Genomic DNA, 22,409 nt, shown 5'->3' with positions numbered 1-22,409 from the left:
TTTATCATTCATTTACAGGAAAGGAAATCCTTTGCCCGCTTGTTACAAGAATGATATTTGATATTTCGTTAAGATGTCTTTTGTCTACCGCTAGAACGAAATTCTTCGGACTCGCATCAGCTGTGCAATCACTATCCGGATCTTTCAAGTTAATTTCTAATTCCTGTTGTTCCGTGTCAGCCGTTATCGCTTTAATTTCTTCTGGACAACTGCTTGACTCATAAAAACCGATGAACAGAACATCCTTAGCTTTCATATCCACATCCAACACATCTTGTTTAAGCTCAAACATTTCCCACATTTCTTGGTATTCTTCCTTGTTTTCTGCTCTTTCTACCAGTATTTGTTCATATTCATGTTTTGTTGCGATTTCGTCAAACGATGCTGGTAAACTTTTTTCAGAGGCAATAATATCTACTTCCATCCTTTCCTGTCTTTCTTGTTGGTTACAACCAAAAACGGATAATAAAAGCAAAGCAAGTGCGAAAAATTCAAATTTTCTCATAAAAACGCTCCCTGCATAATGGGATGTAGGCTATACATCCATGTGAATCTCCTTTACTAAGTTTAAGCGCTGTTCATTTCAGATTGATCAGATGTTCAAAAGATTTTGGCCAAGCATCATTTAATGAGGATTCATTTTACGTTATTAGTTAAAGATAATCGTTCACGCATCATCATTGTTGCACTATAATTGTGCGTTTTATAGAATACAAAGCCGCTAATGCAAGCACTTCATATTCCTCAGCAGTCATTCTTGGTTAATTTCTATGAGCGGTATTTGATAAAGGATATCATCAGCCTCTTCCGGATTGCCTCTTCCGTCGGTATTATTTGTGATCACATAAAGCTTATCTTCATCTATTAATACATCACGTATCCTGCCAAGTTCTGAAATAATCTCACGCTGGTCTCCTGTTTCCAGATCAAATTCCAATAAAGCTGTCCCTCGCAATGCAGCTACATATAAATTACCATCATAAAATGCAATACCTGATGGAGCCCAAGTCGTATCTGCACCTGAGGTAAACAATGGCGAAACCAACCCTTCCTCTTTCTCATCACCTTCAATCACTGGCCACCCATAGTTCTGACCAGCTTCTATCAGGTTTATTTCATCATTTGCACGATTACCATGTTCACTTGCATATAACGTACCATCTCCTGACCATGTTATGCCTTGTGGATTACGATGTCCATAACTGTAGACATACGAACCTTCAAATGGATTATCACCAGGGACCGAGCCATCCAAATTCATTCTTAAAATTTTTCCGCCTAGTGATTCTATTTCCTGGGCAATATTAGGATCCGACGCATCACCAGTTGTGGCATATAATTTATTGTCCGGGCCTATTTTCAATCTTCCTCCATGGTGATAGGAACCACTCGGGATCCTGTCCAAAAGCAGTTCTTCTTCTGTCCATGTATCACCATCCAACTTAAGTGTTACAATTCGGTTATATTGGTCTGCGTCCTCTTCATAGGTGTAATAAGCATATGCTTGTTTTGTTTCAGCGAACTGTTGATCAAGGGCAAAACCCAACAGACCTGCTTCAGCAGCAGTTGCAATTTCTTTCTTAAGCTCCACAGTTTGTCTTTCTGCCTGCCCATTTTCCATTTTCACAATAGCTCCAGGTCTTTCGGTTAAATAAAATGTCTCATCAGCTTTTTCGATTGCCCATGGTACATTCAAATTTTCTGTGACTATTCTTTGGCCTTCTACATCATCTGATTGCTTTTCCTCGTCTCGGTCACTGGAGTGGTTTGCCTGTTCATCAACAGTTGGTACCTGTTCCTCTTCAGAGCATGCAATTAGAAAAAATAGTAAAAGTAACGACAGATATATCGCTTTATACATCATGGATTTCCCCCTCCTTTTCAAAATAATTACCCATAATCCTTCCACGTACGTTAAAGTGCTGTGCTGTTTTAACTCTTCCTATCTCTTAATCTGCTTTTTACTTTAGTAAACACCTAACAATAAAAAGAGAATGGGAAGTACGCTGAATGCTATGTTAACAATGAAATGACAAACAATTAGAGGAAACAATCTTTTTTGTTTATGAAAAATGATCCCGCTGCCTATCCCCCATACGAAGAATGCCGCTGTATAGACAATTGCACCCTGTAAACTTGCTGCTAACATAATGTGCTGTATGGCAAACCCGACAGATGGGATTAGGATGCCTATCCACACTTTCTTATATTTCTTTATGAACAATGGCTGAGCATATCCACGATACATTAACTCTTCAATCGGGGCGTTCAGAAAGGGAAAAATGAATGATATACATGCCGCAAACCACATAAGTGATCTCGGTCGTGAGAAAGCACCATCTTCCACATCTCCAGCAAAAACTGTTCCAAAATGATCGATAAAATCAGATCCATACATAATAAACATCGTACCCATAACTGCAATAACAAATGGAATATACAAGACAAAAAGCCATAAAAAACCGTGCAATATATCTTTTCCCAGACGTTTAGGATCAAAATCTAGTAACTCAAAAATGGTGCGTCCCTCTTTTTGTACTATCCGATGAAGCAGAAAGAAACAAATGATATTGACAACAGTAAAATAAACAGTCGATAAATCAGGCAGAAAGGGAAAATCTGTTTCCACTCCAAATGTTTTTACCACAAGGAATACCATTACCAACATAATAAACAACAAAGGAATTCGGATAAAAGAGACAATCCATGCATTTTTCAATGAATATTCACCTGCTTTACTGTTTATTTCAGACATTCGATGGTTAAGTATGAAGTTCTTCTAGAAGATAAACACCTATGCCACTTTACAAAAATATATTATCTTGCATCCTCCTTTAAATGAGGGCATGGCTATTGCATACTTTCACAACTTCTCTTTCTATATGAAACTAAAAATGGCCCGAATAGTGAGCAGATGAAAGAAACACAAAGTGCTAAAAGAAGGATAATCCAAATGTTACTGATAATATGAATCATCAACTGACTAAAAATGATCAATGGCAAAATTGTCAATGAACTAAAAATAAATCTGCTGGAAATCGTTATCTTATGTATCGTACCACATGCCTTGCATGTAACCGGTTTATAATTTATCCATAATGATTTATAGATGCTGCTCCATTTAAATGGTTGATTGCAATTTTCGCATGTTTGCAAAAGATCACCTCCATTAAATACACTTTTTCCTGGAGATTTTTTAATAGCTATGATTACTTTTCCTTAATCATTGTAATAAACGCTGCTTGTGAGCGCTTCTTTTTTAACAAATCCTAATTTTTCATATAAGTGAATGGCTCTTTTATTAAATGGTATGTTTGTTTGACGTTTACAACACTACAATGATATTTTAACTTATATACCGTAGAAAGAAAGGGGATATTATGCAAATTAAGGATTGAAGTAAATTATTTATTGCCAAAGTGTTATCTGCTATTATTTCAGCTCTTATTACAACTACCGTACATGTTATATTGAACTACATTCCAGCAGATCAAAGATTAGAAGATATATATTATTACCCAATCTGGTATACATTTACGGTAAGCTTCTTGATTAACTTAGCCTTATGTTTACTGCTCATTATGCCATTATCCATATTTATAGATATTTATTTTGTATCTAGAACTACTAATAAATTTTCATATTTCCTATTTTCTATAGTATTCTATCTCATTCTTGGTGTATTGTGTGGTTTTATTTATTCCTCATTTACACAGTTCAACACCTTAGCATCTACTATAATTTATTTGATATTAAATTCTTTTGTATTCCTAATAATTCAAAGTACTCTTTATTTAATTCTATTAAATAACAGGAAACATCAATAAAATTAACTTGACTAATATACTGTATATCTCAATCGGCATTCCCTTCTTCACATATGTAACGAAGAAAAAAGGGTACGATTTTAACTACCTTTTTAGATAAAATATTGATAGGACTATATTCTGTTTTAGGACAGTACTTATCCGGCTAAGCTCTCATTCATTTTTTTATGGTTATATTCTCCCATTTTTTTAGTCTTTACCTCATTTTCCTCAACCATTTTTATTAATCTAACTTCTTAATATTACTTTCCTCTTATTGCCCATACCTTCCATCAGACTTCAGGTATTCTAGTACTATATTCATACGTTCCCGGACAGAATAATCTCCCTCGATTTTTAATATTGGGCATGTCAATTCTGCCATCCAATGGTCGTGTAAAACTTTACTTCTCACATCCATTCCGGCACTATCATATAAACTAGCCCACTCCAGAAACGTTCTTGATTGTTCATATTTGCTTCCACCTGCTAATATTTCTTTTCCATACCTTTGGAATTCTCTCTGTTTTAACCTTTCGAGCCTTATATCTGGCGGAATCCATAAAAAAATCACAAGATCAAACCAGTGTTTCAACTTATCACCCCAACCACACACAGCACCTGATAAAATCCAGTTTTCATGTAGAGACAGATCATTTTCCAGTCTTCTTATCCTTTCAGGTTCTGGTCTTTGCTGGGTAAATTTTGTTGTCCAGAAATAATCATCTGAATCAAAATAGGTGTGTGGTAAGACTTTGGATAATGAAGAACCAAGTGTTGATGTTCCAGATCCCGACGCTCCTAATATATGTATTTTATTCCCCATGTCCCTCCCCCTTTTTAATCAATACCTGTCTATTTTCAGCCCTCACTTGAGTAGGGATAAATGAATCTTCCACATTTTTAAAAACTCTGATCATTAACATGATCTTAACATAATATCCCAGTTTTATCATTCGATTTCATAAAATACCTCCAATCCCCTGCTCATCCTGTTTAGATAGTTAATGACTGACCAATTTTCTTGAAGAAAAAGGAAAGGTCTGTTTCACAACAAGAAATTGTGAAACAGACCACCCTAATGAAACATCCAGTTATTTTTACTCATTTCTTTCCTTCTTCACTCCTATTGCCTGTCCGGGACGCGGGGAATCTGCTGCTCCGTATAGTTTTCCGGTGTTCGGATCAATAAGGATCGCCTGAATGTCTCCAATTCTGTTATCTGCTGTCTGGGTTTGGAAGCTGCGGTCAAGCTCATAACCGAGCTGCTTTAATTTTTCCATTGCCACCTCATTGATACCGTCCTCCCATTCCATGGACAGATCCGGATTATTAAATATTCTTGTTTCAGCAATGGCTTCCCTTAGATCCATCTTAAATTCCAGAACATGCAGGAACACTTGCACAACTGAACCGATAATCGTAGAAGCTCCTGGTGAGCCAAGTGTGAAAAATGGCTTGCCATTGTGAAATACAATGGTAGGCGCTTTGGAACTAACTGCAAATTTGTTTGCATTCAATTCATTGGTTGTGCCTGGTTCCGGATTAAAGTCTGTTAAATCATTATTAAGCATAAAGCCATAACCCTCTACCATAATACCTGATCCGAAAATTCGTTCAATGGAAGAGGTACATGCAGCAATATTGCCCCAGCGGTCTACTGCTGTGAAATGGGTAGTATCCATTCCTTTCTTTGTATCATCTCTTTTCATTTCACGATCTGGTTTACCTTGCTGATATTTCCAAGGGTTTCCTCCTTTAATATCTTCTTTTCTGTGATCAAAGGAAAAAACCTTTCGTCTCTCCTCCAGATAGTCTGGATGAAACAGTCCTTCCATTGGGATATCCACAACACTTGGATCACCTAAGTGTGTCTGCTGATCAGCAATTACGATTCGCAGCATTTCTGCGAGGATATGATATTTCTGCCAGGAATGAAGCCCGTATTTGGTTATATCGATAGGCTCAAGCAGTTTTAACAGCTGGGCCACCGCAAATCCGCCACCATTTGGAGGTCCAGGGAACGCGAGATCATATTCTTTGTAACTGCCCCAGAAAGGTTCATCAATCGTAGCTTCATAGTTTTTTAGATCTTCTTTTGTTAAAATGCCACCCTGTTTCTCTAGTGTGGCAACAATCGCATCCGCAATCTCACCTTCATATACTGCTTTAAAACCTTCGTCTCGAATGATTTTCAAAGCTTTCGCAAGATCCTTCTGCTTTAATTTATCTCCTTCTCTAAGTCGCTCACCGTTTGGGACAAAGAGCTTTTTGGCTTCGTCTCCTAACCGGTCTTTAAAAATATCAAGTGTCCGGTCCCATAACCGGTTGATCTCGAAATCCTCCTCTGCCAACTGAATCGCTGGTTCAATCAATCGTTCCAATGGCATTGTCCCGTACTTTTCCTGGGCAAGTTCCATTGCCCTCATAATGCCAGGTACCCCTACGGAAAGAGGGCTTGTTGAACGCTCGTCAAATGGCATGATTTCTCCATTTTCATCATGAAACAAATCAGGCCTCGCTGCTGCCGGCGCTTTCGTATGTCCATTAATTACCTTCGTTTCTTTCTTTTCATTATCATAATATACAATGAACCCTCCGGCTCCAATGCTTGTATTCATCGCTTCTGTCGGTATTAAAGCAAGCTGCATTGCGATAACTGCATCTATTGCATTCCCGCCATCTTTTAATACTTGTTCTCCCGCTTCTGCAGCTTCTTCTATTGCACAGGAAACCATTCCTATGTTTCCTTCTGCTGTTTCCCAGTTGGATGCTGTCTTTCCTGGCTTTTGGTTTTTGAAAACTTCTTCTAAACTCATAGGTCCTCTCCCTTTAACTATTGCATTTATTTATCGTTTCTTCTTTTACACATACCCTTTTTTTTACTTTGTAATACTAGAATTAACTGGATGGACTTCTGATTTCTGGAGAGATAGCAGAGGACAGGCAAAGAAAAGAGCTTCTCGGCCTTCTCTTATCGATTGTTGAGAGGATGATGCCTTTTATAACTGCATTGAACTCTTGGGGAGACATTTGATTGATTTATAAAATCTCATGGAAAACGTCCGCTAGTACAAAAAGCGACCGTTTCTATGAAACAATCGCTTCTCATTCATCCTATAAGTTTTTGATTATAACTCTTCTTTTATTATCGAGTACATCCTTAAATCTCTATGTTTTCCTTTAAGGAACATACCCTTTCTGATAATCCCTTCAAATGACATTCCCGCTTTTTCCATCACTCGCTGTGAAGCTGTATTTTCAACAAAACATTTTGCTTGAATGCGGACTAAGTCCATTTCTTTAAAGCCAAAACTAATTATTTCTCTTGCAGCTTCGGTAGTTAAGCCTTTCCCCCAATATTGTTTAGAAAGGACGTATCCAATTTCAGCAGTTTTGTGTTGCGGTTCCCATGAGACAAAGTCAATCGTACCAATAAACTTACCATTTTCCTTATATTCCATTCCCCATGGGGCAATTTGACTATTCTCATATTGATTGATTATAAATTCAACAAATCCCTTTGTGTCTGATAATGATTGATGGGTATTCCAGGTTACATACTTAGAAACTTCTTCATCAGAGCCATATAGATAAATATCTTCTGCATCTTCTAATGTCATTTTTCTTAGAATAAGTCTGTCTGTTTCTAATCTCGGTAAATCGCCATATATATCTTCTACTTTCATTATTTCTCCCTCTTTCATCGATTGTTTAGGCATCTGGCTTTTTCAATTATCTCCATAATGAAAGGTTCTTTGTGACGGGTATATGTTGGTCGATCATCCTTATATTTAGCGGCAAGTTCATTTTTAAGCAAAGCGTAGGCTGCAGCTGTTTTCGGATGATTTCTCAGGTAATCACGAAATAATAGTTTCTCCACCCATTCGCTGCCATTCATTTCAACCATATGCAGATGACAAGTGCCTCTTCCCCATAATCCCTTTCTGAAAAACCTTCTTTCTGGCCATTCCGGTTTAGGAATATACTCAAAACCGATTTTACTTAAAGGAGATACAAGATCGGTCACCATATTTACATCTTCTACGCCAATAATAATGGCAATAATCGGCTTAGCTCTTAATCCCTTAATTGATGTGCTTCCAATATGTTCAATTCCAGCTGCTTTTTCACCAATAACACCTTTAATTCGCTTTCTCTCCTCATTAAAATCCCTTATCCAGCCCGGATTATATTCACTTAAAGTTACAATAGGTTTAGCCATCTCTTCACCCATTTTTATAAATTCTTTTATCACGGAATTATATTGCTTGATTGGTACTTGTTTTGAAAGCAACAACAGCACCGTCTTTTTTAATGAACTTTTAGCAGTTTGATCAATTCGATGATTTCTTCCTCATCACCTGGATCAACATACACTAGCTCTGTATTTTCTATTATATCTGTGTAGAAGCTTTCATCTACTTTCGTGTAATCACCATCCCAACGTAAAGGAACATTATAGACATTAATTGTACCGTCTCCGTTACCACTGTATGTTACTGATCCATCTACCAAGCGGGAACCTGCTAATTGGATAACATCTTCCGGATATGCAGCACTTTTATCATCATTGGGATTCATTGGTTCACCAGCTGCGATATGCCGGACATTCAATTCATCAATCTCCTGATTCGGACCAAGTTGCAACCAGACTCTAGCATATTCGATTTGTTGACTGGAATACTCGGATAACGGGTTATTGTCTTCCTGATCTCCTGCAGTTGGGTTACTATTTTCATAGTCTTGAATTAACATAACAGAAAAATCATCGATATTGGATACCCAATTAACGGAGTCAATATGAACCTTATTATTAATTTCAGGTAACTCATTCATGATTTGCTCCGCCATATCAAACATAATTTTGGTTCTATCATCCTCATAAGGTGTGCCATCTGAGAAGACCTCATTTATCTCATGGCCAAATTCTTTCGTGTCAGGAAGGATGTTAACTGTGTAGTCCGCCCTTTCTGTTTCTTCATTTTCCCATTTTTTTGTAACATAATGTGTATTTTCTATCCGATAATTTTCATTCAAGTATTTTTCTATGTCAATTTCGGCTGCACTGCTGTCTGGCTCCTCATTTGGTTCAGGAGAGATTCCATTGTTCTCGGTGTCTTCACTTGATGAGTCAGAAGTGTCTTCCTGTTTATTCGTTGTTGACGAATTATCGGTTGTCTCATTACTCTCATCTGTGGTATCGGAGCATGCTCCTAACATAATTAAAATCGATGCTAAAAAAATAATAGAAACTTTTTTCATGATCTGCACTTCCTTACCTGTATTTTCATTCCTGGTTGGACAAATCTGTCGTATTAGCACAAGAAGTAAAACTATTCCTGCCCAGTTGCTCGTTTTGTAATGAGACTTTATTTCATATATTCTCTCACTAATTCAAACGTTCTTTCTTCTGTAAGATGGTTCATTACAGCCACATACTCTAATTGTTCCATCGTACCGCCTGCATATTTTATCGAAGCCTCTTTTGCTGTATTGTCTCTGTTCTCTATCCAATCGCGTTGTTCTTGTCTGAGTTGTCCCATCATATTTGCAGGAAGTTGTTCTTCCAGAATTCCATAAACTTCATTTAACATCTCGTCCCAAACATCAAATCGCTCGCTTTCGACATTTTTAAGTGCATAGGTTGAACTGTCTTCCGGATTGTCTCGCAGTTTATCCATTTCTGTTTTTGTTTCATTTAATTTCTGAAGATACACTTCCTTCAGACTTGCGGAATTTTCTTTATCAGGGTTATTGCTTGGCGTTTCGGCTTTTTCGTCTGTTTCATCATTTTCTTTATCAGTTTTGCCATTACTTGATGCATCTTTATTATCAACTAGTGAAGCATCGTCGTTTGTGTTTTGGGCTGAGTTATTTTTTTCTGATTGATTGTCCAATATGGCACTTGACTCGTCAGATGGGTTACATGCAACCAAACTAACTAAGAAAAGTGTTAACATCCCTATTAAAAATTTTGGATTATTTATCATTTGACTACTACCTTTCTCTGCCTCATCCAGATTATAATGTTTTATCTGCTGTAGAATAGCTTCCTCCCCATTTTAACATAAAATCCCAATATTTCTTAAAAAAAATCAAAAAGAAAAGGAGCGCCAATGACGTTCCTTTCCTTTAACTGGCAGACCAGTTTTCATCTATGCCCCTCTTTGCGTGCTTGGATATACCCGTAATACGTACAAGTCCCATTTTGGGCTAGGCCTTTTACTTCAAACCCGCATTTTTTGTAGAAATTGAAATTATTAGCTGATGTGTGTGCAAACCAATCACCGTGAGGAAGTCTTTGAACACAGAGTTCCACTAGCTTTCTTCCGATACCTTTCCCACGATAATCTGATAAAACAGCTAAATCCATTATGTTAGCAGCCATAATTTGATCTGAGAGAACCCTGACCATTCCAACCATTTTGTTATTATCCCAAACAGTAAATGCCCAAGTTGAATTTTGGAATATGAGAGAAAACTTCTCTTTCTGCCAAGATGGCGTATTCCTTGCCCACCCAGCATCTTCAAACAAAGCCCCCACATCATCAGCCGGAACACCCTAGCGCCACTCACTGAACCCTATAGCCCCTCTTTATTTCTTATCTTCCAAACGATTTTAGAGAACATAAGGAACAGCGAAGATAGGGAAAGGCTGTATAAATAGGATACCAGATTCCAGCCTTTTTCCACACCGAATAAAGATACCAGCATGTGTTCATCCTCCAGCATGGATACATAGAGTGTACCACCCCGACCGGCTGCACCATTACTGGTTACCCAAACGATAAACAAGAAAAGCGAGAGGAATACTATAATGATCCACACCGGAAACTTCTTAGATGGAAAGAATCTTTCCCATAAAATGAAACAAAATACATCACACACCAAGAAATCAGTAAAAAGACAGTCCAGAATATTCCCACTGATATTTTCAGACCAGGTATGAGGGTAAGCACTGATGTGAATACCATTGTGATGGATAAGTATTGATTATACCGTTTCTTGCTATGGCTTTTTCGGAATGTGACATACAGAGCGAAAATAAGCAGTACTGCCATAATCAGGCCTGCTGCAATTGAATATGGCCGGGATTCATTTGGGGCTGCAATACTGACAATTCCGAATAAAGCAGGGAAAAAGTAGATATGTAATGGATGGGGTCTAGTATGTTCATTAAAATCTGCTTCTTGCTGTATATTTGTTTTTGCCATTCTCACAACATCCTTCTCTATTGTATAGGTTTATTATACATGCATTGGCTTCAGGTGCTTGGGATTATTCTAAACCTTCCATCTGCTCCCGCATTCGATTTGTTGAAAAAGAAAAGCGTACCACCTATTGCAGTACGCTTCCTTTCACATAAACCTAGCATTTAAAATTTTCCTATCTCGTGCAATCCTGAAAAGTTTACAGTTTTCCCTGTTACGCCTTTTCATAAAATCAGACAGGAATCTACTGCTTCACTTTGTTGATAGAATTGACAATAAAAGTAATGATAAATGCCAACAAACAAGGAACGACCATTGCGATAACGAAACCTATGGCGTTGTTTGCTAATAGTGGTGCCGTAACTGTTGGTACATAAGCGGTTCCTCGTATATCGAACATGCCGACTAATGCACCGCCTACCCCGCCTGATAACAATGCGCCTGCAAAAATTCTTTTGTCCGAAAACATAAAAGGATAGGCAGATTCAACAAATGTACCAAACCCCATATTAATCGCAAAACCTGGCAGTGCTACTGCCGCCTCTCCTTTATCACGCGGATGAACGATATTCGCAAGGTTAATTCCAGCAGCAACCATCACGAGTCCTACCATGTCGATCGCACCTAAAAAACTGTTTCCTGTTCTCTCCATCTCCAATAAAACAATTGGCAAAATAGCGGCATGATAAACCCCGCCGATAATTGCCGGCCATATGAGCACGCCAGCGATCAATCCCGCCAGTATTGGATTAAAAGCAACAGCTGCTTCAATTAATTCTTTTATTCCATCACCGATAAATAAGGCAACAGGTGCAATTAAATAAAATACTAGCAAACCTGCTGCAAGACCTGCAAAACCGCCTGCTCCAATATTTACGGTGGTCATTGGAAAACGCCACTCGACAAATTTTCTAAATAATTTGCGGACAAATAAGCCTGCTAAAACACCACCAGCCAAGCCGCCGATAATGCCCCCATCTACTGAAAGCACTCCTGCAATGACCCCAGCAACAATAGAAACCTCATCCAATTCTGAAATCTGTTTCGCTGCAATAACGGCAATGATCACTGGCAGAGCACCAATAAGCACATCAAAGACACTGCTTAAAGCATCGAGGCCTGGTATTTTGCTTAATGCCAAAATCAGTGCTATCGCGATAAAACCAGGTAATGCAGACATCATAATGCCGCGAATATTAATATTTTTCAGTCCATTTCCTTTCGTAACCTCACTATTAGTACTGCCGAGAATCGGGCGGTAATTCAGTCCAAACTCTTTGCTTAATGCTGTGATGAATGATACTGCTCGCGTACGATTCGTTGTGCCGGTAGTACCTGATGTGGAGATAACATTGGCTCCCTTTGAAGCAATCATGGCCATCGATGTGCCGCCTGTTCCGACGATCGGTACTTTTTTTCTGGCAGCAGCTTCGATCGCTTTTCGATTGGTATGTTTCGGATCCCCGCTCATGACAATTAACCCATCAATCTGTCCTTGGTCAATTTTTTCCGCAATTTCCTTATCTACTTGATGTGCTTCCTGATTAATTTCTATTAAACTAGCTTTTACCCCATCAACAAAAGACCCAGCATCCATACGCCACAATGATGCTTTCGTCGTATCTTTCGCATTATCCATCGATTCCTCTGCCCCGATAAATTGGACGCTTTCAATATGTATGCCCACACTAGCTGCCTGTGTTTCTATTTCCTTTAAAAGTTTGGCAGGATCTTTTCCTCCTAAGTTAAATAGATTGCCCCCACTGCTTCCTATAACTGCGATTTTCTTCATGTCAGATTCCCCTAAGATAGAATTATATATATTTCTCCATTATAGAATAAAACAGTTTATTACGCTAGTGTGGTAAAGTGTTTTTTGGTATATTCTGATTATTTCGTATTGCTTTTTCTTGAAGAAGGAAGAAATGCATTCACTAAACAATATCGAGCCATATGAAATTGTCAATGCTTCTTATGATGCGGACGCTGATTTTCAAAAAGAAGCAGGAGATTTGACCCACTTAATTGGTGTATTAACCACAGAGAATCATGTAAGTGACCGTTTAGCTAAAGTACCAGTCCCTGCATGCACTTGGGCGATATCTCCAAATGAAGGGCCATTTTCCAGCAACCTTACAAAAAACAATGGCAAAAACTTATTCAGAATGGCTTCCCTCTTCTGATTATGAAGTACTCAATGCGCCTTCATTTTCTTTTACAAAGATGGATAAACAGAAAAAGGATTACGCTTATAGTGAAGTTTGGCTCCCTGTCCGAAAGAAATAATATGACGCTTGTTTCCATGTGACGCCCTTCCATGCGGGTGTCATATGGTTTGCTATCTATTGTAATTTCAAATCAGAACCCCTTTTCAATATATATTTATTTCCCTTTTTCCTGTTACACTATCCTGCTCAGTTTAGTTTTATTTCACCATAAAAAAACAAGACCATTCTGATGATCTTGTTCCCCTTTTTATCATTCGCCTATCATTACCCCATAACTGTCAAAATAACCATCAGTCCATTTGTTAAACCGTGAATAATAATCGATGGCAAGATCGAGTTGGTTCGCTCATACGCTAAAGCAAATATAATTCCACTAAAGAAATTTACTGGCATAATATTGTATGTTGGAATATGAACAATAGTAAAGACAGCTGAGCTTAGTAAAATAGCGCCGTACAATCCTATACGTGTACGAAACCAGCGATACAGAAAACCACGATAAAAAATTTCTTCGTATATTGGTGAGATAACTGCTGCAGAGAGAAAAGCAATTAGCACTGTAAACAAATTTACATTCTGCTGAACTGCCTCTGTTTTGCTGTTCTCCCACGTGTTTCCTATAAAACTGGTAAGTACGATAATGATCACACCACCAACCATTATTGCAAGAGAATACAGCACAATCATTTTCCAATCCTTCATCTGGAATGATCTTATTCCTACTTCACTCCACGAAAGTTTTTTTGGTCGGATGGCAATGAAATACACACCTAATATTAGAGTAATCGCGATAGTTAAGCCCATTAATGTTCCAGCATACAGATCATTGTCAAACCAGTCGGAATAAATTGGCTGAACAATACATTTAATAAAACCAATAACAAATACGAATTCAAGTAAGATTAATAATATAAATTCTTTAGAACCCCAATGATCTTTGTCTTTCCAGTTCATCCGATTGATTTCCATTCGTTTTTCCTCTTCCTTCCTATGATATAATACAAGCATATTGGATAACGTAACGTCACCTGCAAGTACTTTTTTCACGGAGGGAATAAAAAAATGAAACGATGGACTACTGGCGAAGTTTCTAAACAGCGAAACATATCTATTCGTACACTTCGTTATTATGATCAGATAGATCTTCTTACACCAAGTTTTAAGGATGCTAATGGAAAGCGCTATTATTCAGAAGATGATTTATTTACATTAGAGAAAATTATCATCCTGAAATCACTCTCACTTCCACTAGAGAATATTCGCGATGTTTTGGAAAAATTAACCTATAAACAAATTCTCATTTCACACTACAATTACCTGCAAGAACAAATTTCGAACCTTTAAACAAGTATTTCTAACACGAGTTCATTAATTAATATGATTGATTTGGAAGGTTCTTTATCTTGGGAACGCGTTTCCGAGCTTGTTCAATATTCAGAAACAAGCTCAAAAAAATGGATGGATTATTTTCAGGATAGTGAAATGGGCATTTTACAAGAAAGCATTCCCAACCTCAGTGACAATAATGACACAACACAGCAATACATCTCATTGATTAGACAAATAGAATGGTGTATAGAAAATAACATTGAGGCAGAATCAGATCATGGCAATCAAATTGCTACAAAGTTAATAGAATTAACCAATGACACTTTTCAAGGTGATGAAGAGTTGATCGAGAAGTTCTGGGAAGTCAGAAAACTCCCTGCCGAGCAAACAGGTTTATACCCGATTTCAGAAGAGGTTTTGGAGTTTGCCGAGCGTTGTATTGCTTATGCCACCGCTTAAGTGCCTCTTTTAAAACCTGTCAGTAATGCAGCAATAGATTTACAGACTTAGTTTTTTTCACCTTAAGTAATGTGCCCATCCTTCGCTTGGTAGTGAAGACTCTTTTATAATAAACTAGGTATATAACATAATATTCCATGAACCTTGTTTCATTCTCATAACAAAAAGGTGATCAACTGTAATGATCACCTTTTCCCTTACTATTTTAGATAATCCGCATACGAATACTTTTCTTTTTTGTCTGGAATGGCCATTGAAATCATTCCTTTCCACTTATTCTTTACACTAACCCTATCATAATTGTGAAGGTTTAATAAATGTGGTTATCCTTAAAAAAGTTCCTCATAACAGCTTATTTCAGAAACGCTTCATCCTTCGAAACCCTTACCATTTCATCAGGGAAATATTTTTTAAAATACTTTTCCACCTTTACATGTAAATTTTTCTGATACCATTTTTCTAACCCATTTTCTCTGAACAACTGGGGCATTCCTAATCTCTCGGAGCGTTTTCCCATCGAACCATCCCCTATGCTCAATGTATCAATCCAAATATGATCAACCTTTCCTTCCAGCACCTTTGGGAATTCGGGCGTAAATGGCAATACTGGAGAAATGGACGCCTGTGTTGAAATTCCTGCATCATGAAGTTCCTGTAAAACGCGTAAACGTAATTTAATTCCAGGTGCATATGGAGCAAAAATCCTCTTAATATCTTCTCTGTCTGTTTCAACTGTCATGGAAACAAGCAATTTGCATCTCTCTTTCAACTCCACAAGCAAATCAATATCCCTTTTAATCAGCGGACCCCTTGTTTGAATTTGGAGAAAATCAGGTGGAAATTCTATCATTGCTTCCAATAGTCCCCTGGTAATGTTTGCTTCCCGTTCAATTGGCTGGTATGGATCTGTTGCAGACGACATAAAAATATGGACAGGCTTTGATTTCTTACGGAGCTTCTGGATTTCATTTTTGTAATTAGCTGCTGCATTTGTTTTCATATCGACCCATTCTCCCCATGGCTGATCCTTGAATTTCTGGATAGGCATTTCTCTGACATAGCAGTAAAGGCAGGAAAAACCACAACCACTGTAAGGATTTAATGAATGAGTAAACCCTACATCCAGATACCCTTTTGCTTCTGTTAATATCTTTTTTGCAGTTGTTTCGTTATATTGAGTGTTCATTCTAGCCCTCTTTTCCTGTAACAAGTTAGCGATAGGACTTTGCTCGATTAAATTATGAAAAACATATACGAATAACCCGCAGCGGGCACTGCGGGTTAAGGATAAGCGGTTCCCCCCAGCGGGATCGTCTATCTTAAGGGTGATAGACCTCTCCTAATTACTTGTCAGGGCAAATAGGGAGGTCTATTTTGTATTGATTAACATAAAGAACAATGTGAGCAATGCAATCAAGAAGGTACTGCAACTTTACAGTACTCGTAAACTTTCATACATACTCATAAGCATTACCTCATTCTATTAAGGGGATTAGCCGCCCTTACCCTAAAAGAACATTCTCCTAATTTATTATAGCACAACCAATACGAACATGCATTCTCTGCTGATTAATCTAACTTATGTTCTCAGATAGATTGTTATTATATTTTTCTTTTTTTCTTGTTGTTGTGGAAATATAGATTGTTACTATAATACAGAATAATAGCGTGAGATGGAATAGCACATGAAGTGTATTCGGAGCAATACCATTCATTAGTGGAAGGAAAGTGTGTGTATCTCCAAACATCTCATGATAACTTTCGGCTATTTGCTCTGAACCATAGCCAAAAAAGTATGGAATCCACCAGGATAATAACACCCCTGCAAAGATACAGATTTGATGGATAATCAGCCAAAGTCTGACCCAAATTGGATACCTTTTACCTATAAAAAGGATTATCAGTCCTATTAATAGTAAAATTTGCCCTACATTAATCATTGTGACAAGGAGTAATCGATTGAAGGAATGCTCTTCTCTAATCGCTTGGATGTCATTTAATGTACCTAAAGGAACCCAATCTTGCACAATCATAAATAAGAAAATAAAGCCAAGTCCAGCAATCAACAGTTTTTCTGAAAAACGAATGTCTCTTTTCATTATTTCCCTCCATGGATAAGAATACTACCTATTACAGAAAAATTTTAGCATTAAAAGAGGATTCCTTCCATACGTCCAGGGTCTTATTTGATGATAGACTCAGGCCTTAGACTCGCATTCTAGTTAGATGGACATTTTCGTAGTGGGACACCGTTTGAGTCGTTCATAAGTGCATTACTCTACGGGAACTCGTCTGTTTTGAAGTTATGATTCGTTCATAAGTGCATTACTCTCCGGGCACTCTTCTGTTTTGATGTTATGATCCGTTCATAAATGCATTACTCTTCAGGCACTCGTCTGTTTTGATGTTATGATCCGTTCATAAGTGCATTACTCTCCGAGAACTCGTCTGTTTTGATGCTATGATCCGTTCATAAGTGCATTACTCTTTGGGCACTCGAACTTTATGTTGTTATGATAAGCTTCTAACTCCAGTGGAACACTTCGATCTGTCAGTGCTGTAAATCCTGTGATAAGCGAATCATATCCCGACACTGGATCCCATTTTCAAAAATTGGTTCGGGATAATGTTTCACAAAAAAGTCTCGATCAATACCCGTTAATCTAAACCCGCATTTCTGATAAAGCGCCAGTTGCCCTATGCTTGAATTTCCCGTACCTATTTCCATCTTTTTATAGCCTTTTTTCTTAGCTGCTTCGATTGCCTCCAATACCAGCTGTTTTCCTATCCCTTTACCTTGGTGCTCTTCAGCCACTGCTACATTTACCAGTTCTACCGTCTTCGGTCTAGTAGGAAGCAGTACAAAAACACCAATTATCCGCTGTTCGCTTTCCGCTACAAAACAATCGCCCCTCTTCACATATTCTTCAACAATCTCTTGGGAAGGATCAGCCGATAGCAACAAATTCATTGGTAAATTATCGTTCTTATCAAGTTTCTTAATATCCATTTTATGCTCCTTTGTTGTTCGTTTTGATCACTTGGATCAATAAAATTGTTCGTTATCTGGTAATTCTGGAACCAATTCTTTTTATTTAACAAAGAATTCCCTTAGTGCTCGGAAATTTAAAATTATATTATTTGTCTCTTCACAAACAGTAGCCATTACCTTTTCTCAATGTTGTAGATTTTCAATAAATACAATGGCTATGATTCTCTGAATAAATTTATATTTTCCGCAGACTTACACTTGCTTAATCTTTATCCTGCATCTGTTCCCACTAATCAGCAGCTATACCTCTCCAGAAAATGTTCCATGAGCATTTAGCCTGTTCTTCTAAATCGTAAGTTTTATTATAGCTGGATTCTGAAATAATCCCTACTATCAAACTAAAAAAGGAAGAAGTTATTTTACTTGCTTCAAAATCCGCATGAATATCACCGAGTTCCTGCCCTTTTACGATCACAGCTGTCACAATTTCATTAACGATTCGTTCACTTTCCTCAATATAAATTCCTAATTTATCTTTCAATCCTGCTGGTGGAAACAGGATTAAACGGTTATATAATTGGTTCGTAACATCCTCTTCATCAGACCAATTTTCAATGTATCTAAAAAATGCATGCTTCAATTGCTGTTCGATATCATCCTCTTCTTCATTAAATGTATTTTTTATATTGCTTACATATTCTTCTGCCATCACCCTTATCACATCAAGGAAAATCGCTTCTTTATTCTCATAATGAGAATAAATAGAAGCTTTTTTTATCCCTACTTTTTCCGCAATCTTTGATAAAGAAGTTGCTTCATAACCCATTTCAGCGAAAAGTTCCTGGCTCTTTAATCGAATCTGATCTTTTGTACTCATTTTTTTTATTCTCCTTTACAAATGTTCAAATTGGAGTTAATATTTTAACTACCGAACGGTCGGTTGTTTTTTTCTCATGTATTACATTCTAGGTGTTTTCCTCCAGCTTGTAAATAATTATATCTTAAATAAGGTAAAGGAGTCAGACAACAATGGTAAATCAGTCTTTATTTAAAAATCGCAAATTCCTGCTTATATTTTTTGCCGGGATTTTTGCCGTAATGGGATTCAGTATGTTTCTCACAACGACAACCTGGTATGTCGTAACATCCCTTGGTTCTGCAAGCTCATTAGGTCTTGTGCTAATTGCTGCCACAGTCCCTCGTTTATTGATGATGGTATTCGGGGGCGTTCTAGCTGATAAGTATAAAAAATCGACCATTATGTTTTTCACCAATTCCATTCAGAGTATTCTTTTATTGGTTATTTTTTTGTTAGTTAGCAGTAATCACATGAACCTTACTCTACTTCTTATCTTGGCTGGTATGTTCGGGTTGCTTGATGCATTCTTTGGTCCTGCGAGTTCATCAATGATACCGAAAATTGTGGAAAAGTCTCTCCTCCAAAAAGCCATTGCTTATTTTCAAGGCGTTGACCAGGTTGCCTTTATTATTGGACCAATTCTCGCCGGTATTATTATGGAAGCATTCACTGTTTCCATAAGCTATTTAGTAGCTACGATACTAGTTTTCTTATCAGCTGTTATCATCTTTCCTCCATTTGTGAAAGAAGGACCTGTTGAAAATCAGGAGAATCAGCATCCAATCAAGGATTTTAAAGAAGGACTCTCATATGTCCGCAGTTCTTCTTTCCTGTTAACAGGTTTAATTGTTTTAATTACCGTTAATTTTTTCATTTTTGGTACACTGAGCATTGCACTGCCCCTTGTTGTCGATCTTTATGGCGGGAGTCCCATTAATTTAAGTGCAATGGAAGTAAGCTTGGGCATAGGAATGGCTATAAGTACCCTTGTTCTTAGCAGAATTCAGCTGAAACGAAGAGGAAGGGCATCTATTCTTGGGTTGTTTGCGACGATTTTTAGTTTTTTGATATTCAGTCAGGCACCTAACCTAACCTTGTTAACAGCCATTGTATTTTTCATCGGATTTTCGATGTCATTTGTCTACATTCCACTTTTTACTGCTGTCCAGGAAACGACCGAAAATCGTTTAATGGGAAGGGTAATGAGTATTATTTTCCTTTCGATGAATGGATTTGATCCTATTGCTTACGGGGTAGTCAGCGGGCTTATTTCCACAGGTCTTTCCATAAAGGTCACTCTTTTGATCTTTGGCATACTTGGTTTAATCATGGCTATTGGTGTTTTCGTCAAATCACCTAAGTATGTGAATGGGTAACGTCATTTTTTGAAAACGCCAAGGTCTGAAAGGGAAGTTTTCTAGTTAGTAAATATTTTCCCTTCCTAAATACCCCTTTGGGAAATATCCGCTCAAAGGGGTTTATCAGGGGGAATCTCGGAAAACTGGTCCAACCTTTCCCTAACGGCAGTGGCAGTTTTGCTAAATTTATCGGAGAGTTGAGCATATCCAATTAACCAGCTCTTTAAAACATTAATCACCATGACACTTGTAGTTAAAATACAAGGAAACAACTAACAAACTAATTAAAGCGGAATCTATTATTCTTACCACCATAATTCCAAAAGACTTCATCGAAACTTCATCAATCAGAAACCAAAAACAAAATAATAGTGCTGTCAGTAATGCTATTTGCCCCCAATACATCACTTTTTGTTTTGGACTTGTATTCCTGTCATTATTTGCTCTGTTTTTTGCTGCCCGAAAGTACATATACGCTATTATTGCAAGGAGACCAACTAATGTGCCACCGTGCTGAAGGAACTTAAAGATAGGGATAGGATAATGGGAAATTTCAACAGGATAATGCAGGAATGGGAAATTCCTCACCATAAAACCGTCTAAATGAGTGAAAGAATCCCAGACTACATGTGTTACCATTCCAAACAATGCAGAGTACAAGAATACAATCACCTTTAACCATCTAGTTGAACGTACTTTTTTGGGAGAGCTTTCTTGCAAAATAGATGGAAGATTACTAAATAATGTTTGATGAATATAAAATTTATAAATCCAGTAAACAATGATTACGATAGGAAGGTTGAAACAGATAAATCCGCTGAGTGTATGGCCAATCTCACCATACGGCATCCCCCGCAGAAAATACTCAAAATCAGGTGACATACTGCCTAATACCATTGCTAAAAAATCTACATATCTACTGTTCCTCGAAAAAGGTAATACTGCTGCTGGGTGAGCAAAAGTCAACGGCATCTATATCTTCACTCCTAGAAAAATTCTTGTCAAAAGTCTCCTCCTGCTTTTTTAGTAGAAAGAAGGCATTCAATTTACTCTTGCACTTGTTGTAAAATCAGTTGAACAACATCATTCTGCGACATGTCACTGGTCAAGCTCACTTCTCCATCCACACCAAGATAGTCATTCGGATTCCACCAGGCACGCATAGAATCTTTTCCGAATTCCATCTTTTTCGGTCTAGAGTTATGACGTAATACCGTTTCTTCAAAAGATAAATCAAAGTAATAAGTATATGTCTTGGAGTGAAAGAACTCGATTAAGTGATTCAACATTTCGCCATAACGTTGTTTGTACAGAATCCCTTCCACAATAACAAATTCACACTTACCTTTTCCGTATTCAGCAATTTGCCGGATTAATTCAATAGAAAGGTTGCCATCCCGATCGTGAACCTTCAGCATTTCCCTACGAACAGTATCCTGTGAAACGAGGAGCGTGCCACGTCCCAAATGATTTTGGAGGTTTTTGGCCGTCGTTGTTTTCCCGCTTCCAGAGTTTCCTCGTAAAATAATTAACTTAGATTCCATGGTTTCCTCCTGCCTATTATTCATATTTTCATATTTTATATCACGGTTAAGAAGTAGGATGAAGACTTGAAATTTACTTGCTAAAAATACAGGGATATTCACTGGCACAAAGATTTGAACGACCGGATTAATGGCTGTAACGACCGGAAAATCAAACATAACGACCGGATTACTCCGATTAACGACCGGAATACTCCTGCTAATGACCGGATTAATGGGATAAATGACCGGATTCATCCTAGTGGTTATGTTTAGAGAAATTCGATGAGTGACGCAAATGCCCGAATACTAACAACTTTCACAGGGTATTCCCTTCAAAAAGATAGCACATTCTCCATTAATTATACCACTCCAAGTAATGAGATAGAGATTTATCTGGTGGAATATAGTGATCAATCTCTTGAAGACACGCTAATTCTAGAAAACCACTCTGATTATAAAACACCAGAGAATGGCCACTACTACTTCTTACTAAAAAATAATTCAAAAGATGAAGGTAGTAGTGATGTAGTAGATTTTTCTGTTAAAATAAATAACAACTTATAGTTTTCTGAGTATTTGAATGAAGTCCTTACCACCTGTTCCTCCAGCAAGTTTGTAATGTTATGGTAAGGACTTAC

General features: G+C 37.6%; 22 protein-coding genes and 4 pseudogenes. 5 read left to right on the top strand and 21 right to left on the bottom strand.

The features are described 5' to 3' along the window. Positions 1–4 precede the first annotated feature (4 nt). The 14 genes and pseudogenes from ACFOY7_RS12380 to ACFOY7_RS12315 all read right to left on the bottom strand — a co-directional run bounded on the left by ACFOY7_RS12380 (position 5) and on the right by ACFOY7_RS12315 (position 12,812). Complete coding sequence (locus ACFOY7_RS12380; RefSeq protein WP_390252396.1) at positions 5–505, bottom strand: hypothetical protein; 501 nt, start codon at positions 503–505, stop codon at positions 5–7. A 246-nt stretch (positions 506–751) separates the two neighbouring features. Further along, the gene (locus ACFOY7_RS12375) at positions 752–1,861 is read right to left on the bottom strand and encodes a PQQ-dependent sugar dehydrogenase (RefSeq protein ID WP_390252395.1); all 1,110 of its coding nucleotides are present in this window, start codon (positions 1,859–1,861) and stop codon (positions 752–754) included. Positions 1,862–1,966: 105 nt separating this feature from the next. Beyond that, on the bottom strand, positions 1,967–2,755 hold the full coding sequence (locus ACFOY7_RS12370) for a CPBP family intramembrane glutamic endopeptidase (RefSeq protein ID WP_390252394.1): 789 nt from the start codon (positions 2,753–2,755) through the stop codon (positions 1,967–1,969). A gap of 95 nt (positions 2,756–2,850) precedes the next feature. Further along, on the bottom strand, positions 2,851–3,156 hold the full coding sequence (locus ACFOY7_RS12365; protein ID WP_390252393.1) for a TIGR04104 family putative zinc finger protein: 306 nt from the start codon (positions 3,154–3,156) through the stop codon (positions 2,851–2,853). Between the two features lie 924 nt (positions 3,157–4,080). Further along, on the bottom strand, positions 4,081–4,632 hold the full coding sequence (locus ACFOY7_RS12360) for an ATP-binding protein (protein ID WP_390252391.1): 552 nt from the start codon (positions 4,630–4,632) through the stop codon (positions 4,081–4,083). 274 nt (positions 4,633–4,906) lie between these two features. Then, the gene (gene ggt, locus ACFOY7_RS12355; protein WP_390252390.1) at positions 4,907–6,625 is read right to left on the bottom strand and encodes a gamma-glutamyltransferase; all 1,719 of its coding nucleotides are present in this window, start codon (positions 6,623–6,625) and stop codon (positions 4,907–4,909) included. 312 nt (positions 6,626–6,937) lie between these two features. Next, a complete protein-coding gene (locus ACFOY7_RS12350; RefSeq protein WP_390252389.1) occupies positions 6,938–7,495 on the bottom strand; it encodes a GNAT family N-acetyltransferase in 558 nt (185 codons plus the stop codon). Between the two features lie 14 nt (positions 7,496–7,509). Beyond that, positions 7,510–8,103, bottom strand: coding sequence for a GrpB family protein (locus tag ACFOY7_RS12345; RefSeq protein WP_390252388.1), 594 nt, complete (start codon positions 8,101–8,103; stop codon positions 7,510–7,512). 17 nt (positions 8,104–8,120) lie between these two features. After that, positions 8,121–8,456 (bottom strand): annotated as a pseudogene (locus ACFOY7_RS18430) (hypothetical protein); the annotation flags it as partial. 722 nt (positions 8,457–9,178) lie between these two features. Then, positions 9,179–9,799, bottom strand: coding sequence for a lysozyme inhibitor LprI family protein (locus ACFOY7_RS12335; protein WP_390252386.1), 621 nt, complete (start codon positions 9,797–9,799; stop codon positions 9,179–9,181). Positions 9,800–9,960: 161 nt separating this feature from the next. Then, a pseudogene (locus ACFOY7_RS12330) lies at positions 9,961–10,371 on the bottom strand (GNAT family N-acetyltransferase); the annotation flags it as partial. Positions 10,372–10,391: 20 nt separating this feature from the next. Then, on the bottom strand, positions 10,392–10,604 hold the full coding sequence (locus tag ACFOY7_RS12325) for a hypothetical protein (RefSeq protein WP_390252384.1): 213 nt from the start codon (positions 10,602–10,604) through the stop codon (positions 10,392–10,394). 17 nt (positions 10,605–10,621) lie between these two features. Then, positions 10,622–11,023, bottom strand: a complete 402-nt coding sequence (locus tag ACFOY7_RS12320; RefSeq protein WP_390252383.1) for a hypothetical protein — start codon at positions 11,021–11,023, stop codon at positions 10,622–10,624. Positions 11,024–11,264: 241 nt separating this feature from the next. After that, positions 11,265–12,812: a PTS sugar transporter gene (locus ACFOY7_RS12315; protein ID WP_390252382.1), complete on the bottom strand. Its 1,548-nt coding sequence runs from the start codon at positions 12,810–12,812 to the stop codon at positions 11,265–11,267. Between the two features lie 133 nt (positions 12,813–12,945). Here ACFOY7_RS12315 and ACFOY7_RS12310 point away from each other — a divergent pair. After that, positions 12,946–13,306, top strand: a pseudogene (locus tag ACFOY7_RS12310) (GyrI-like domain-containing protein). Between the two features lie 206 nt (positions 13,307–13,512). On the opposite strand, the gene ACFOY7_RS12305 reads toward ACFOY7_RS12310, so the two are convergent. Further along, a complete protein-coding gene (locus ACFOY7_RS12305; RefSeq protein ID WP_390254081.1) occupies positions 13,513–14,217 on the bottom strand; it encodes a CPBP family intramembrane glutamic endopeptidase in 705 nt (234 codons plus the stop codon). Positions 14,218–14,310: 93 nt separating this feature from the next. Here ACFOY7_RS12305 and ACFOY7_RS12300 point away from each other — a divergent pair. Then, positions 14,311–15,036 (top strand): annotated as a pseudogene (locus ACFOY7_RS12300) (MerR family transcriptional regulator). A gap of 352 nt (positions 15,037–15,388) precedes the next feature. On the opposite strand, the gene ACFOY7_RS12295 reads toward ACFOY7_RS12300, so the two are convergent. The 4 genes from ACFOY7_RS12295 to ACFOY7_RS12280 form a co-directional block, all read right to left on the bottom strand. Further along, on the bottom strand, positions 15,389–16,222 hold the full coding sequence (locus tag ACFOY7_RS12295) for an SPL family radical SAM protein (protein ID WP_390252381.1): 834 nt from the start codon (positions 16,220–16,222) through the stop codon (positions 15,389–15,391). A 388-nt stretch (positions 16,223–16,610) separates the two neighbouring features. Next, positions 16,611–17,135, bottom strand: coding sequence for a hypothetical protein (locus tag ACFOY7_RS12290; protein WP_390252380.1), 525 nt, complete (start codon positions 17,133–17,135; stop codon positions 16,611–16,613). Between the two features lie 452 nt (positions 17,136–17,587). Continuing rightward, entirely contained in the window at positions 17,588–18,046 is a 459-nt protein-coding gene (locus tag ACFOY7_RS12285; protein ID WP_390252379.1) for a GNAT family N-acetyltransferase, read from the bottom strand. 271 nt (positions 18,047–18,317) lie between these two features. Further along, positions 18,318–18,905 (bottom strand): TetR/AcrR family transcriptional regulator, encoded by a 588-nt coding sequence (locus ACFOY7_RS12280; protein WP_390252378.1) that lies wholly within the window; start codon positions 18,903–18,905, stop codon positions 18,318–18,320. A 152-nt stretch (positions 18,906–19,057) separates the two neighbouring features. On the opposite strand from ACFOY7_RS12280, the gene ACFOY7_RS12275 reads away from it, so the two are divergent. Beyond that, positions 19,058–20,263, top strand: a complete 1,206-nt coding sequence (locus ACFOY7_RS12275) for an MFS transporter (RefSeq protein ID WP_390252377.1) — start codon at positions 19,058–19,060, stop codon at positions 20,261–20,263. A 213-nt stretch (positions 20,264–20,476) separates the two neighbouring features. On the opposite strand, the gene ACFOY7_RS12270 is transcribed toward ACFOY7_RS12275, so the two are convergent. Further along, a complete protein-coding gene (locus ACFOY7_RS12270) occupies positions 20,477–21,217 on the bottom strand; it encodes a DUF4184 family protein (RefSeq protein ID WP_390252376.1) in 741 nt (246 codons plus the stop codon). Between the two features lie 74 nt (positions 21,218–21,291). Continuing rightward, positions 21,292–21,789, bottom strand: a complete 498-nt coding sequence (locus ACFOY7_RS12265) for a kinase (protein ID WP_390252375.1) — start codon at positions 21,787–21,789, stop codon at positions 21,292–21,294. Positions 21,790–21,903: 114 nt separating this feature from the next. Between ACFOY7_RS12265 and ACFOY7_RS12260 the strand changes: the two genes are divergently transcribed. Together ACFOY7_RS12260 and ACFOY7_RS12255 are read left to right on the top strand one after the other, a co-directional pair. Then, on the top strand, positions 21,904–22,044 hold the full coding sequence (locus tag ACFOY7_RS12260) for a hypothetical protein (protein ID WP_390252374.1): 141 nt from the start codon (positions 21,904–21,906) through the stop codon (positions 22,042–22,044). 9 nt (positions 22,045–22,053) lie between these two features. After that, positions 22,054–22,335, top strand: a complete 282-nt coding sequence (locus tag ACFOY7_RS12255; RefSeq protein ID WP_390252373.1) for a hypothetical protein — start codon at positions 22,054–22,056, stop codon at positions 22,333–22,335. The last annotated feature ends 74 nt before the right edge of the window (positions 22,336–22,409 follow it).

This window comes from Gracilibacillus xinjiangensis (genome assembly GCF_042651765.1).
GTDB lineage: Bacteria > Bacillota > Bacilli > Bacillales > Amphibacillaceae > Gracilibacillus > Gracilibacillus xinjiangensis.
The sequence above is the reverse complement of the archived record's forward strand: the minus strand, read 5'-3'. Positions and strand labels throughout refer to the sequence as shown.

What these genes read in the sequence shown, in the direction of transcription:
- ACFOY7_RS12305 (WP_390254081.1), bottom strand. Translation starts at nt 14,217, where the DNA reads ATGGAAATCAATCGGATGAACTGGAAAGACAAAGATCATTGGGGTTCT.
- ACFOY7_RS12380 (WP_390252396.1), bottom strand. Translation starts at nt 505, where the DNA reads ATGAGAAAATTTGAATTTTTCGCACTTGCTTTGCTTTTATTATCCGTT.
- ACFOY7_RS12370 (WP_390252394.1), bottom strand. Translation starts at nt 2,755, where the DNA reads ATGTCTGAAATAAACAGTAAAGCAGGTGAATATTCATTGAAAAATGCA.
- ACFOY7_RS12285 (WP_390252379.1), bottom strand. Translation starts at nt 18,046, where the DNA reads ATGGATATTAAGAAACTTGATAAGAACGATAATTTACCAATGAATTTG.
- ACFOY7_RS12280 (WP_390252378.1), bottom strand. Translation starts at nt 18,905, where the DNA reads ATGAGTACAAAAGATCAGATTCGATTAAAGAGCCAGGAACTTTTCGCT.
- ACFOY7_RS12270 (WP_390252376.1), bottom strand. Translation starts at nt 21,217, where the DNA reads ATGCCGTTGACTTTTGCTCACCCAGCAGCAGTATTACCTTTTTCGAGG.
- ACFOY7_RS12375 (WP_390252395.1), bottom strand. Translation starts at nt 1,861, where the DNA reads ATGTATAAAGCGATATATCTGTCGTTACTTTTACTATTTTTTCTAATT.
- ACFOY7_RS12290 (WP_390252380.1), bottom strand. Translation starts at nt 17,135, where the DNA reads ATGAAAAGAGACATTCGTTTTTCAGAAAAACTGTTGATTGCTGGACTT.
- ACFOY7_RS12350 (WP_390252389.1), bottom strand. Translation starts at nt 7,495, where the DNA reads ATGAAAGTAGAAGATATATATGGCGATTTACCGAGATTAGAAACAGAC.
- ACFOY7_RS12335 (WP_390252386.1), bottom strand. Translation starts at nt 9,799, where the DNA reads ATGATAAATAATCCAAAATTTTTAATAGGGATGTTAACACTTTTCTTA.
- ACFOY7_RS12360 (WP_390252391.1), bottom strand. Translation starts at nt 4,632, where the DNA reads ATGGGGAATAAAATACATATATTAGGAGCGTCGGGATCTGGAACATCA.
- ACFOY7_RS12255 (WP_390252373.1), top strand. Translation starts at nt 22,054, where the DNA reads ATGAGTGACGCAAATGCCCGAATACTAACAACTTTCACAGGGTATTCC.
- ACFOY7_RS12315 (WP_390252382.1), bottom strand. Translation starts at nt 12,812, where the DNA reads ATGAAGAAAATCGCAGTTATAGGAAGCAGTGGGGGCAATCTATTTAAC.
- ACFOY7_RS12275 (WP_390252377.1), top strand. Translation starts at nt 19,058, where the DNA reads ATGGTAAATCAGTCTTTATTTAAAAATCGCAAATTCCTGCTTATATTT.
- ACFOY7_RS12265 (WP_390252375.1), bottom strand. Translation starts at nt 21,789, where the DNA reads ATGGAATCTAAGTTAATTATTTTACGAGGAAACTCTGGAAGCGGGAAA.
- ACFOY7_RS12320 (WP_390252383.1), bottom strand. Translation starts at nt 11,023, where the DNA reads ATGGCAAAAACAAATATACAGCAAGAAGCAGATTTTAATGAACATACT.
- ACFOY7_RS12295 (WP_390252381.1), bottom strand. Translation starts at nt 16,222, where the DNA reads ATGAACACTCAATATAACGAAACAACTGCAAAAAAGATATTAACAGAA.
- ggt (WP_390252390.1), bottom strand. Translation starts at nt 6,625, where the DNA reads ATGAGTTTAGAAGAAGTTTTCAAAAACCAAAAGCCAGGAAAGACAGCA.